This is a genomic window from Ensifer sp. GW101-20A05 (assembly GCF_059424735.1).
Genome location: NZ_JBWKZT010000001.1, coordinates 411,433 through 423,574, shown reverse-complemented (window position 1 = coordinate 423,574; position 12,142 = coordinate 411,433). Strand labels below are relative to the sequence as shown.

The window sequence follows — 12,142 nt, the reverse complement described above, 5'->3', positions numbered from 1 at the left end:
AATTCCGGTGCGAAACGGTTCCATGATCGGGCCAGCCGATTGCGTCACGCCGGCAGTCCTGCCTTCAGCAGGCCCTGGCGGAACAGGTCGCGGTGTTCGTCCAGCTCAAGCAGGAGGCCGCGCCGGATGAAGTCTTCCGTGGAGAAGTCCGGGCGCACCTGCAGAAGGCGGGCCTTCGTCTCCTCGGCGGCGGCGCTGCTGCCGGCCTGCGCATGGCAGGCGACAAGGCGCGCGAGCGTGAAGGGGCCGGGATTGGGCAACTCCTTGAGCGCCGCGGCCGCCTCTTCATAGCGGCCGAGGATATAAAGGGCGTTGCCGAGTGCAGCGCTATACCAGGGCGGCGGAAATGGGTTCAACCGGAAGCCTTCGTTGATCCACTCCATTGCTTCATCAAGCTTGCCGCGTCGCGCAAAGAGGCCTCCCATCTGCACCAGCGTACTGGCATCATTGGGGTTCAGCAGATAGGCGCGCCGATAGTGCCGTTCGGCCAACTCGAATTCGCGGCGATTGACGTGAATGAGCGCCAGCAGCCGCTGGCAACCGCCTTCGGTCTCGTCGAGCGAGACCGCCTTGCGCGCCATGGCCAGGGCACTGTCGAGAACGTCCTGCGGGGCATTGGCGTAGCCTTGCGCGGCGGTGGTCGCGAGTGCCAGATGGGCGTAAGCCAAGGCAAAATGCGGGTCGCGGTCGACGGCCGCCTGGAACATGGCGCATGCCTGCCGGTTGTCTTCCGGCTCGTAGCCGCGAATATGCGCGAGCCCACGCAGGTAGAATTCATAGGCCGCAAGGCTCGTCGGCGGCTTGCGGAGCGCCTGCCGCATGCCGGCGCTCTCGATCTGCCCGACGAGGGTGGAGACGATCGTCCGGGTCACCTCGTCCTGCACCGCGAAAATATCCGTCAGGTTTCGGTCGTAATGCTCCGACCAGAGGTGTGCGCCGCTCGCTGCCTCGACCAGCTGCGCGGTGACGCGGATCCGCTCGCCGGCGCGGCGGACGCTGCCCTCGACGAGGTAGGTGACGCCGAGCCGGCGGCCGATCTCCCTTCTATCGACATTTCGATCGCGGAAGCTGAAGGATGAACTGGCTGATGTGACGGAAAGCGAGCGGAACCGCGCGAGCCCGCCGATGACGTCCTCGCTGATGCCGTCGCTGAAGAAGGTCTGCTCCGTCGCGCCGCCGAGGTTCTCGAACGGCAGGACCGCGATCGACGTGTGCGCGCAGGCTTGCGAGGCCGCCGGCCCCATTGTCGGTGCGTCCGTCCAGTGCCAGACGCGGATGGGGCGCGTGATGTTCTTCAGCGCGATCTCGCCGCCGTCGAGGAAGGCCGATCGGTTCTTGGCGCTGAGTTGCCGATGGACGACATCGGCGATGCATATGCCACCGGGGGACGCCGAGGCCTGCAGGCGCGCGGCGACGTTGACGCCGTCGCCAAGGAGATCGTCTCCTTCAATGACGACGTCGGCGAGATTGATGCCGATCCTGACGAGGATGCGGTCGTCGGGAGGCTGCTCCAGCTGATCGGAAGCGAGCGCCTCCTGCAGCGATAGGGCGCAATCCACCGCGTTGACGGCGGAGTCGAAGACGACCAGCGTGCCGTCACCCATCAGCTTGACGATCCGCCCGCCGCAGGCGGCGATGCTGGGAGCAAGGATGGACGTCTGCAGCCGCTTCATAGTGCCGAGCGTGCGAATTTCGTCGGCCTCCGTCAGACGGGAGTAGCCGACAATGTCGGTGGCCATGATGACCGCAAGTCGCCGCTCGACGCGCCCGTTTGCCATCCCGCTCTCCGCATGCTGTCTATATTTTAGCGTGTTCTCACTAGGGCCGGAAGATGAAGGCCTTCGCGGTCAAAGCGCGTTGCGATCTTTCAGATTCGCTCCTTGCGTTTTTTCGATTTTTTTTCGAATGTCGTTTCGCAAAACCGCTGCCTACTTCTGCGCGACTTACTCTAGCTGCGTCCCATCTGTTCCTGCAGAAACTCGATGAAGCGTTGGGTCTTGGCCGGCAGCAGCCGTGTTTCGGTGATGGCGTGGATTGCGACGGAGGTGCCTTCCCAGGCGGGCAGCACACGCTTCAACCGGCCCTCGGCGAAATCGTCACCGGCGATGCGTTCGGCCAGCAAGGCGATGCCCTGACTGTTGACGGCAAGTGCGCGCATCATGCCGACATTGTTGACCGTGAAGCGGCCGCCGACCGAAACCTCGATCTTGTGGTTGCTGCCATCATGCAGCGTCCAGTCCGTTGCCCTCGGCATGGAGATGCAGTCGTGGCGGGCCAGATCTGCCGGATCCTGTGGCTCCCCAGACGCCGCCAGATAGGCAGGGGAAGCGTAGAGATAGCGTGCGTGGCGGCCGAGCAGCCGCGCGATCAGGCGTGAATCCTGCAATTCGCCGGCACGGATCACCACGTCGAAGGGCTCCGCCACCAGATCGACGCGCCGCGGCGTCAGGTCGAAGTCGAAGGTAATGCCGGGATAGCGCCGGGCGAATTCCGCGATCAGCGGCGTCATGTAGATGGTTGCGAAATCGACCGGCATCGACACGCGCAGGAGGCCGCTCGGCTGCTCCAGCATGGCGCCGAGCTGTTCGTGGGCCAGGCGCGCTTCGTCGACGATGCGCTTGCTGCGCTCGAAATAGAGTTGGCCCGCTTCGGTGAGCTCGATCTTTCGCGTCGTGCGGTGAAGCAACCGCAGCCCGATCGCCTTCTCCAGCTCGCTGATCCGCCGCGACAGGGTGGAGTTGGGCATGCCGACGATTTCGGCGGCTTTGCGAAAGCTTCTGGCTTTCGCCACTTCGACGAACAGTGCCATGTCGTTCAAATGGGTCATCGTATTGCTCCATCAATGGAACAGTAAATTCAATATGGCTATATTTATCCCGGAAGCGGAATAGTGGACAAGGACTCCAACTTAAGGACGAGCCTCGAAGGAGATCCTGATGAGCACGCTATTCAACCCTGTCCGCATCGGTCGCTACACGCTTGCCAACCGGTTGGCCATGGCGCCCATGACCCGCAACCGCGCCGAACTCGATGGTACGCCCGGCGCGCTTGCCGCCGAATATTACGCCCAGCGCGCCAGCGTCGGCCTGATCGTGACCGAGGGCACCCAGCCTTCGGACGATGGCCAGGGCTATCTCACCACGCCCGGCATCTACACCGATGCGCATGTCGCCGGCTGGAGGAAGATTACTGCTGCCGTGCACGAGAGGGGCGGTCATATCTTCGTCCAGCTCATGCATGCCGGGCGCATGTCGCACCCCGACAACACGCCGCATCATCGCCAGGGCGTTGCGCCGTCGGCGATTGCGCCGGGAAGTGGCATGTTTACGGCAACGGGCATGCAGGACATCCCGACGCCGCGGGCGCTGACGTCAGAGGAAGTGCGCCGGACCGTTGCCGACTTCCGCCATGCGGCCCGTCGCGCGGTAGAGGCCGGTGCCGATGGCGTCGAGATCCATGGCGCCAACGCCTATCTGGTCCATCAGTTCCTGGCGCCGAGCGCCAACACTCGCACCGACGAATATGGCGGATCAATCGAGAACCGGGCGCGGTTTGCGATCGAGGTAGCCGCGGCCATCGCCGAGGAGATCGGCGCGGACCGCACCGCCATCCGGCTTTCTCCCGGCCTTGCGATGTGGGGCATCGACGAGGGCGCCGAAGGGCCTGATCTTTATCGTTATCTGGTTGCCGAACTCGACAGGCTGGGCCTTGCCTATCTGCACATCATGCATGCGGGCGACGAGCCATTGCTCGCCTCGATCCGCAAGCTCTGGACGCAGCCCTTGATCCTGAACAGGCCCGGCCGCGGACGCGACGAGATCGGTTCCGATCTGACATCGGGGCTCGCCGATCTGGAGGCTTATGGCCAGATGGTGCTGGCCAATCCGGATTTCGTTCACCGGCTGAAGGCCGACGCGCCTATGAACGATGCTGACCGCATGACCTATTTCGGCGGCACCGCGAAGGGTTACGTCGACTATCCGGCGCTCGCCGCTACCGCCTGAAGCGGGAGCCTACTGCATGTTTTTGTCCTTTAACCGGCTACGATTAAAGGAAACATGCAGTAGCTGCACGTCTTGATCACCCGACCATAGGAGCGCATTGAGCTTCTCGGCTGCGATTTAGCAGTAGTAGACGCCAACTGCGCAGCGGCGCACGGTGCGCCGCGCCGCTCCGGCCACGCTGACCGGCGTAAGTGGACGCCCGACCCTGGCCTCGGCTGTCGAGACGAAACTGTACGAACTCAACGCTGGAATGCGCTCCGCCGCTTGCAGTCCTGGAAAGCCGACGATGCCGGCGAGCAGCACAATTCTCAATTTCTTTGACACGGTCATTGGCCGCCTCCTATGGCCAGATGGCCGGGCAGTTCATCAATATCGATGAGTTCCTTCGGATCGACCTTCTTTGCGTTGGTCTCGTTCTTGAAGCCGAAATCGTCTGCAGCAACCTCACTGCCGGTCTTCCAGTCCCTGGTCTGGACGCTGTATTGCGGTGCCTGGTCAAGCTGATTGCTGGTAATGACATACCGGCAGGGATAGGGGCGCTCGCCCTGAGCGATCCAGATCTGCCAATCGATCTCCTTGGTGCGAAATGCCAGATGATCGCATTCGGTGCCGCCGATTACGCCGCTGCCGAGGTCCTTTACGTCAACAACGTCGGTCATCAGCACATCGTAGACATTCGACAGAAGCAAATCGGCGCCAGGCATGGGCTTCTGGAGCTTTTCCCGCAACTCGTCGACGAGCTGGTCCAGCGTGCCGGTCTTCTCGACCTCGGTGTAGAGATTGGCGTCCTTGCCGAGAACCGTGAGAGTCTTGCCGTCGAAGATCATCTCGACATTGGCGAAGCCGCCAGTGCGCGTCGCACGAATCTTGTCGGGCCGGGTGAGATCGATCGTTCCAGAACTCGCCAGTTGGAGCTTCTGGTGATCCTTGGTAACAACCTCGAGATTAGTATCATAACCAAAAGATATGGTCTTCTGCGCCGCCAAATAGTCGGACATGGCCTTGAGCAGGCTCTTGGCCTCAGCATCCCCGGCCTTCGCGCCTGAAGGTGTTCCCATGCCAACGATTAATGCCAATACCGCAGCCGACACCGTCGCGGTGGAACGCACCACCGCTTTCTGCACAAGCTTCACCATCTGATTGTTCTCCCTCTATGCCGCACTTGGCTTACATGAGGTCGCCTCCCGGCAGCGAGCGCTCCGAGGGTGGCGATCAATGGCAGACAAATGATCGCACGGAAATCCACCTCGCGCGATTGAGATGGATACCTCGCGCCGAAACGTACGCTTGCAATCGGAAGTCACGGATACTAGCAGGTTAATCAAATAGTGTCGACGCGATTGCAGGGCCGCTGCGCCGGCGTTCTGATCGGCACGCGACAGGCTGACATGATCTGGTGCCGGAATGAGCCGCTTCGGCACCTTGCCGCCCGGTTTTCTCAACCGGCCACGGGTCGGGCGCCCCTGCTTGCGCAACAATGTTCCGCGCGGAAGCCCGATCGTGTAACTAAAAGCCGTTGACGCCTTGGGCTTTTGTGGTTATCAACTCGGCCCATGAAAAATTTCGCGGTTATTCTTGTGGTGGGACGGCGCATGGGCAGGATGGTGTAACCATCCGGCGGTAGCCACCCATGCGCTGAACGAGGCTCCTGACGGGGCCTTTTTTTATGCCTTCAAACAAGCTAAGCACCCAACTGGGAAAAGGGACGGAAGCAAGTCAATGAGCGGTACAGAAAACCAGATGACAGGCGCGGAGATCGTTCTCCAGGCACTGAGAGACAACGGCGTCGAGCATATCTTCGGCTATCCGGGCGGCGCCGTGCTTCCGATCTACGACGAGATCCACCAGCAGGACGATATCCAGCACATCCTCGTTCGCCACGAGCAGGGCGCCGGCCACATGGCCGAAGGCTATGCCCGCTCGACCGGCAAGGTCGGTGTCATGCTGGTCACCTCCGGTCCCGGCGCCACCAATGCGGTGACGCCGCTGCAGGACGCGCTGATGGATTCCATCCCGCTCGTCTGCATCTCCGGCCAGGTTCCGACCTCGCTGATCGGTTCCGACGCCTTTCAGGAATGCGACACCGTCGGCATCACCCGGCCGTGCACCAAGCACAACTGGCTGGTCAAGGACGTCAACGATCTCGCCCGCATCATCCATGAGGCTTTCCGCGTTGCCCAGTCCGGCCGCCCGGGTCCCGTCGTCGTCGATATCCCGAAGGACATCCAGTTTGCGACCGGCACCTACACGCCTCCATCAGCCGTTCCGACCCAGAAAAGCTACCAGCCGAAGAAGCAGGGCGATCTGAAGAAGATCGAGGAAGCGGTCGAACTGATGCGCAATGCGCGCCAGCCGATCATCTATTCCGGCGGCGGCGTCATCAATTCCGGTCCGGAAGCCTCGCATCTCCTGCGCGAGCTGGTCGAATTGACGGGCTTCCCGATCACCTCGACGCTGATGGGCCTCGGCGCCTATCCGGCCTCCGGCAAGGCCTGGCTCGGCATGCTCGGCATGCATGGCACCTACGAAGCCAACATGGCGATGCATGACTGCGACGTCATGATCTGCATCGGCGCCCGCTTCGACGACCGCATCACCGGCCGCCTCAACGCGTTCTCGCCGAACTCGAAGAAGATCCACATCGACATCGACCCGTCGTCGATCAACAAGAACGTGCGCGTCGACGTGCCGATCCTCGGCGATGTCGGCACGGTTCTGGAAGACATGGTTCGCCTGTGGCGCGCCGCGTCCAAGAGCGCCGACAAGGCGCGGCTTTCCGACTGGTGGGAGATGATCACCAAGTGGCGCGCCCGCAACTCGCTCGCCTATGCGCCGAACGACGACGTCATCATGCCGCAATATGCGATCCAGCGACTCTATGAGCTGAGCAAGGGCCGCGACACCTACATCACCACGGAAGTCGGCCAGCACCAGATGTGGGCAGCGCAGTTCTTCGGCTTCGAGCAGCCGAACCGCTGGATGACCTCGGGCGGTCTCGGCACCATGGGCTACGGCTTCCCGGCCGCCATCGGCGTCCAGGTCGCGCATCCGAACAGCCTCGTCGTCGATATCGCCGGCGACGCCTCGATCCAGATGTGCATCCAGGAAATGTCCTGCGCGGTCCAGTACGGCCTGCCGGTCAAGATCTTCATCCTCAACAACCAGTACATGGGCATGGTTCGCCAGTGGCAGCAGCTCTTGCACGGCAACCGCCTGTCGCACTCCTACACCGAGGCGATGCCTGATTTCGTCAAGCTGGCGGAAGCCTATGGCGGCGTCGGCATCCGTTGCGACAAGCCCGGCGAACTCGACGATGCGATCCGCCGCATGATCGACACGCCGGCGCCCGTCATCTTCGATTGCCGCGTTGCCAATCTCGCCAACTGCTTCCCGATGATCCCCTCGGGTAAGGCTCATAACGAGATGCTGTTGCCCGACGAAGCCACGGACGAAGCGGTCGCCAACGCGATCGACGCCAAGGGCCGTCAGCTCGTCTGAGATAGGTAGAGGAACCAACTGACATGAACGCACACCTTCAACCGACCGGCTCCGCCTACTTCATCGCCAAGGAGACCGAGGTCGCCGAAACCCACACGCTTTCGGTTCTCGTCGACAACGAGCCGGGCGTCCTTGCCCGCGTCATCGGCCTGTTCTCCGGCCGCGGCTACAACATCGAAAGCCTCACGGTTTCGGAAACGGAACACGAGGCGCACCTGTCGCGCATCACCATCGTGACGCGCGGCACGCCGCATGTGCTCGACCAGATCAAGAACCAGCTCGAGCGGCTGGTGCCGGTCCACCGCGTCGTCGACCTGACGGTCCGCGCCGCAAGCCTCGGCCACGACCGGCCGATCGAGCGGGAACTGGCGCTCGTCAAGGTGCATGGCTCGGGCGACCACCGCGTCGAGGCGCTGCGGCTGGCCGACGCCTTCCGCGCCTCGGTCATCGACGCCAACATCGATCACTTCGTCTTCGAGATCACCGGCAAGCCGTCGAAGATCGAGCAATTCATCGCCATCATGAAGCCACTCGGCCTCATCGAAGTCTGCCGCACGGGTATTGCGGCGATGAACCGCGGCCCGCAGGGCATGTGATTTTTGCGCGGGCGAGGGGCCGCTCATGCGATCTTGGCGCCCGTCGCTGCCCTCAAGCTGGATTTGCGCTCACGCTCTTGGGCTGGGAATGCCCCTCACCCTAGCCCTCTCCCCGCAGGCGGGGAGAGGGGACTGGCGCCGTTCGTGCCTCTCCCTTCCAGACTTTCCAAAAAACCAGCGTCTCTACAATCGACGTGGTGCGCTTGTGCCCGACGGTCGCCACGCGTGTCCTTCTCCCCGCAGGCGGGGAGAAGGTGGCCGGCAGGCCGGATGAGGGGCAGGCTGAACCTCGATGGAACCTGCCGGACGCCACTCTGTTGACTTCGCCGGCATTTCTCGCCGACTAATCCCGGACAGGAAATCCGAAGATATCAGGTGCCGGATGAGCTCCACGATGCAGGCATTGGTACTCACACGATACGGCGGCCCTGATGCTGCCGAGCTGCGTGACGTGCCGCGTCCGCGAGCCGCGCGCGGCGAGGTGCTCGTGCGGGTGCACGCCGCAGGTCTCAATCCCGTCGACTACAAGACGCGGGAAGGCATGCTCAAGGTCGTCCAGCGCTACTCGCTGCCAACCGTCATGGGCAACGAACTTGCCGGCGTCGTCGAGGCGCTGGGAGAAGACGTCACGTCCTTCACGCCGGGAGATCGTGTCTTTGCGCGTATGCCCAAGGAGGCCATGGGCGGCTTGGCCGAGTATGCGGTCGTGCCTGAACAGTTTCTGGCAAAGATGCCCGCATCGATCGATTTCAACACGGCAGCCGGCGTGCCGCTTGCCGGCCTCACGGCCTTACAGGCGCTGCGCGACGAGCTTCATGTGAGCCAAGGCAGCCGGATCTTCATACCCGGCGGCGCCGGCGGCGTCGGCACCTTCGCGATCCAGCTGGCGAAATGGCTGGGGGCGGAGGTGACGACCACGGCGTCGACGCGTGGCCGTGCGCTTGTCGAAGAGCTCGGCGCGCACGTGGTGATCGACTACACGACAGAACGGTTCGAGGAGCAGTTGCGCGACATGGACGGCGCCTTCGATCTGGTTGGCGGCGAAACGCTCATGAAGTCGTTCGGCGTGGTCAAGCGCGGCGGCAAAGTGGTTTCCATCGCCGGCATGCCCGAGCCTGAAACCGCGCGAAAGGACCTCGGCCGTGGCCTGTTCCTGAGGGCGCTTTTCTGGCTTGCATCCTACCGGATCCGCGCCGTCGCCAGGAAACATGGCGTCGCCTACCGCTACCTTTTCATGCATCCTGATGGTGCCGAGCTTGCCGAACTTGCCGATCTCATCGAGACCAAGGCGATCAGGCCCGTCATCGACCGCGTGTTTCCGCTCAAGGATGTAGCGCAAGCCTTTGCCTATCTGGAATCCGGCCACGCCAAGGGCAAGGTGGTGGTGGAGATCGGGAGTCGCTCCGGCTGACCCAAGTCTGCCGCAACGGCATCGCCGCCATGAACCGCGGCCCGTAGGGACTATGATTTCCAGCGTGGGTTACGCGGGCTGCCGCCCCCTGACAGCCCCTCACCCTAGCCCTCTCCCCGCAGGCGGGGAGAGGGGACGCGGTTGTGCGCTGACCGCCCGGAGTTCTTTCAGGGACGAGCAGGACGCCAACGGTTTTGTTGGGGCGAGCGGGCGCGGCGATTTCCTTCTCCCCGCAGGCGGGGAGAAGGTGGCCGTCAGGCCGGATGAGGGCTGTCCTACTTTGACTTCGCCTTGGCTTCGCTCTCCCGCTTGAGAGGACGGCTGACCGGGCAGACCTCCTGGGCAAAGCCGTTCAGCGTGTTGATCAGATTGTTGGTCACAATGGTGTAGTGAACGAACTGGCCGCGCTTTTCCTTGGCAATCAAGCCGGCGTTCTCCAGCACGGTCAGATGTTGCGACACCGAGGGCTTGCTCATGTTGAAGCGCTCGGCGATCTCGCCCGCCGTCAGGCTGGAGGCTGAGAGATAGGCCAGAATCTTGCGCCGATGCAGCGACGATAGTGCGTTGAACACCCGTTGCGCCGATCCGCCTGCATCAGGGTTGAGCGTGTCGTCGTTCACAAAATCTCCTTTGTCGCCGGCAGGTCGATCAATAGGTAATTAGGATATTGCCTAAATACCTATTCGCGGGTAAATATGTAATTAGTTTATTTCCTAAATAACTTCTGCGCCGGTTGTTTTCAATCGGGTCCTTCAGTGTTGCCTGAAAAACTGGTCAGGGTTTTGTCGTGGAGGGTGCCATGGATGTCGTGTCGACTGGCAGAATGATAGCGCTGCGCGATAGCGAACCGGTGAACGGCCGGGTCGTCTGGGTTCCGGGCAAGTCGCTCTGGATCTCCGGAATGACGCTCGTGGCCGTTATCGGTGCGCCAATGACGTTTTCGGTGGACGCCCTTGTGATCTTCATCGTTCTGACGGCCCTTACGATCTGCCTCGGCCATTCGGTTGGCATGCACCGGCTACTGATCCATCGCTCTTTTGAGGCGCCGCTCTGGCTCGAGCGCATCCTCGTCACCTTCGGTGTGCTTGTCGGCATGGCCGGGCCGTTCGGCATGATCTACGCCCATGACATTCGCGATTGGGCGCAGCGCCAGCAGGCCTGCCACGATCTCTTCGCGCACCGCCGACCTTTCCTTCAGGACGCCTTCTGGCAGATGCATTGCGTGGTCGCGCTCGATCATCCGCCGCGATTTATCATTGAAGACCGTGTCGCGCAGGATCGGTTCTATCGCTTCCTTGAAGTGACATGGATGCTGCAGCAGGCGCCGCTGGCGCTGGTGCTTTTCGTCTTCGGTGGCATTTCCTGGGTGATCTGGGGCGTGGCGGTCCGTGTTTCCGTCTCGCTCACCGGTCATTGGCTGGTCGGTCACTTCGCCCATCGCGGCGGCGAGCAGGGGTGGCGCGTCGATGGCGTCGCGGTGCAGGGCTACAACCTGCCGCGTTTCGGTCTGGTGACCTTCGGTGAAGCCTATCACGGCAACCACCACGCCTTTCCGGAATCCGCCAGGCTCGGGATCGAGGACGGGCAGATCGATCTGGGCTGGTGGTTCATCCGCCTGCTTTCGCGCCTGGGGCTGGCTTCGGCGATCAAGCTGCCGTCCAATACGCGACGACGCGCCGGTCTCAGACGCATCGTTGCAAGTCCGGAAGGACTGACCGGCCAGAGAGGGGCCTGTCCGGTCCTGCGCGCGTTGCTGCGGTAATGCTTAAGCTGGCGGCTGGTTTAGATCATCTCCAATGATCGCTTGCGCTTCGGCGGCGGGAAGGCGCGGTCGAGGTCGCCGAGGTCTTCCGCCGTCAGGTGAATGTCCATCGCGTCGAGGTTTTCTCGGGCGCGGTCCGCCGAACCGGTCTTGGGGATCGAGATCACGCCGGGACGGGTTTTGAGGAAGGCAAGCGCGATCTGCGATGGCGTCGCCTGATGCGCCTTGGCGATGTGGATGAGATCCGGATGGCGGAGCAGCCGGCCTTCGTCGAGCGGCGAATAGGCCATGATCGCGATGCCACGCTTTTGACACCAGGGCAAAAGGTCGAATTCGATGCCGCGGCGTGAGAGGTTGTAGAGCACCTGGTTGACTGCGACGTTCTTTCCGTCCGGCACCGCAAGCAATTCCTCCATGTCGTCGACGTCGAAATTCGACACACCCCAGGCGCCGATCTTGCCGGCCTTTTTCAGCGCCTCGAAGGCGGCGACGGTTTCGGCGAGCGGATAGCCGCCGCGCCAGTGCAGGAGATAGAGGTCGATATGGTCGATACCGAGATGCTTCAGGCTGCGTTCGCATGCGGCTTCGGTGCCGATCCGACTGGCATTCGATGGCAGCACCTTACTGACGATGAAGGCTTCGTCGCGCCGGCCGCTGACCGCTTCGCCAACGACCCGCTCCGAGGCGCCATTGCCGTACATCTCCGCGGTGTCGATCAGCGTCATGCCTAGATCGAGGCCAAGCTGCAGGCTCTTCACTTCATCGTTCTTGCGCGACGGCGCGTCGCCCATGCGCCAGGTGCCTTGCCCGAGCACGGGCACGCGGCGGCCATCGGGTAGCGTGGTTGTCGGGATCGGATCATGCATCGGGC

General features: G+C 62.6%; 11 protein-coding genes. 5 read left to right on the top strand and 6 right to left on the bottom strand.

The features are described from left to right. Positions 1 to 44: 44 nt before the first annotated feature. Both AC070A_RS02260 and AC070A_RS02255 read right to left on the bottom strand, forming a co-directional pair. A complete protein-coding gene (locus tag AC070A_RS02260) occupies positions 45 to 1,778 on the bottom strand; it encodes an adenylate/guanylate cyclase domain-containing protein (RefSeq protein ID WP_113737437.1) in 1,734 nt (577 codons plus the stop codon). Positions 1,779 to 1,948: 170 nt separating this feature from the next. Beyond that, positions 1,949 to 2,827: a LysR family transcriptional regulator gene (locus AC070A_RS02255; protein ID WP_113737436.1), complete on the bottom strand. Its 879-nt coding sequence runs from the start codon at positions 2,825 to 2,827 to the stop codon at positions 1,949 to 1,951. A gap of 109 nt (positions 2,828 to 2,936) precedes the next feature. On the opposite strand from AC070A_RS02255, the gene AC070A_RS02250 reads away from it, so the two are divergent. Continuing rightward, positions 2,937 to 4,004, top strand: a complete 1,068-nt coding sequence (locus AC070A_RS02250; RefSeq protein ID WP_113737435.1) for an alkene reductase — start codon at positions 2,937 to 2,939, stop codon at positions 4,002 to 4,004. Between the two features lie 117 nt (positions 4,005 to 4,121). On the opposite strand, the gene AC070A_RS02245 is transcribed toward AC070A_RS02250, so the two are convergent. Both AC070A_RS02245 and AC070A_RS02240 read right to left on the bottom strand, forming a co-directional pair. Then, positions 4,122 to 4,334: a hypothetical protein gene (locus AC070A_RS02245; RefSeq protein WP_113737434.1), complete on the bottom strand. Its 213-nt coding sequence runs from the start codon at positions 4,332 to 4,334 to the stop codon at positions 4,122 to 4,124. Further along, entirely contained in the window at positions 4,331 to 5,140 is an 810-nt protein-coding gene (locus tag AC070A_RS02240; protein WP_113737433.1) for a DUF2092 domain-containing protein, read from the bottom strand. The genes AC070A_RS02245 and AC070A_RS02240 overlap by 4 nt, the downstream gene beginning before the upstream one ends. 583 nt (positions 5,141 to 5,723) lie before the next feature. On the opposite strand from AC070A_RS02240, the gene AC070A_RS02235 reads away from it, so the two are divergent. From AC070A_RS02235 to AC070A_RS02225, 3 genes are all read left to right on the top strand, one after another. Continuing rightward, positions 5,724 to 7,502, top strand: coding sequence for an acetolactate synthase 3 large subunit (locus AC070A_RS02235; RefSeq protein ID WP_110878477.1), 1,779 nt, complete (start codon positions 5,724 to 5,726; stop codon positions 7,500 to 7,502). A 23-nt stretch (positions 7,503 to 7,525) separates the two neighbouring features. Continuing rightward, the gene (gene ilvN / locus AC070A_RS02230; RefSeq protein ID WP_034792687.1) at positions 7,526 to 8,098 is read left to right on the top strand and encodes an acetolactate synthase small subunit; all 573 of its coding nucleotides are present in this window, start codon (positions 7,526 to 7,528) and stop codon (positions 8,096 to 8,098) included. Positions 8,099 to 8,492: 394 nt separating this feature from the next. Further along, positions 8,493 to 9,509, top strand: coding sequence for an NADP-dependent oxidoreductase (locus tag AC070A_RS02225; protein ID WP_057254393.1), 1,017 nt, complete (start codon positions 8,493 to 8,495; stop codon positions 9,507 to 9,509). A gap of 275 nt (positions 9,510 to 9,784) precedes the next feature. Here AC070A_RS02225 and AC070A_RS02220 read toward each other — a convergent pair whose 3' ends face one another. Further along, positions 9,785 to 10,129, bottom strand: a complete 345-nt coding sequence (locus tag AC070A_RS02220) for a metalloregulator ArsR/SmtB family transcription factor (protein WP_057253609.1) — start codon at positions 10,127 to 10,129, stop codon at positions 9,785 to 9,787. Positions 10,130 to 10,308: 179 nt separating this feature from the next. On the opposite strand from AC070A_RS02220, the gene AC070A_RS02215 reads away from it, so the two are divergent. After that, entirely contained in the window at positions 10,309 to 11,271 is a 963-nt protein-coding gene (locus tag AC070A_RS02215; protein WP_492384655.1) for an acyl-CoA desaturase, read from the top strand. 20 nt (positions 11,272 to 11,291) lie between these two features. On the opposite strand, the gene AC070A_RS02210 is transcribed toward AC070A_RS02215, so the two are convergent. Further along, entirely contained in the window at positions 11,292 to 12,137 is an 846-nt protein-coding gene (locus AC070A_RS02210) for an aldo/keto reductase (RefSeq protein ID WP_057253614.1), read from the bottom strand. Between the last annotated feature and the right edge of the window lie 5 nt (positions 12,138 to 12,142).

Coding starts and splice junctions, on each gene's coding strand:
- AC070A_RS02260 (WP_113737437.1), bottom strand. CDS start 1,778: ATGGCAAACGGGCGCGTCGAGCGGCGACTTGCGGTCATCATGGCCACC.
- AC070A_RS02255 (WP_113737436.1), bottom strand. CDS start 2,827: ATGACCCATTTGAACGACATGGCACTGTTCGTCGAAGTGGCGAAAGCC.
- AC070A_RS02250 (WP_113737435.1), top strand. CDS start 2,937: ATGAGCACGCTATTCAACCCTGTCCGCATCGGTCGCTACACGCTTGCC.
- AC070A_RS02245 (WP_113737434.1), bottom strand. CDS start 4,334: ATGACCGTGTCAAAGAAATTGAGAATTGTGCTGCTCGCCGGCATCGTC.
- AC070A_RS02240 (WP_113737433.1), bottom strand. CDS start 5,140: ATGGTGAAGCTTGTGCAGAAAGCGGTGGTGCGTTCCACCGCGACGGTG.
- AC070A_RS02235 (WP_110878477.1), top strand. CDS start 5,724: ATGAGCGGTACAGAAAACCAGATGACAGGCGCGGAGATCGTTCTCCAG.
- ilvN (WP_034792687.1), top strand. CDS start 7,526: ATGAACGCACACCTTCAACCGACCGGCTCCGCCTACTTCATCGCCAAG.
- AC070A_RS02225 (WP_057254393.1), top strand. CDS start 8,493: ATGCAGGCATTGGTACTCACACGATACGGCGGCCCTGATGCTGCCGAG.
- AC070A_RS02215 (WP_492384655.1), top strand. CDS start 10,309: ATGGATGTCGTGTCGACTGGCAGAATGATAGCGCTGCGCGATAGCGAA.
- AC070A_RS02210 (WP_057253614.1), bottom strand. CDS start 12,137: ATGCATGATCCGATCCCGACAACCACGCTACCCGATGGCCGCCGCGTG.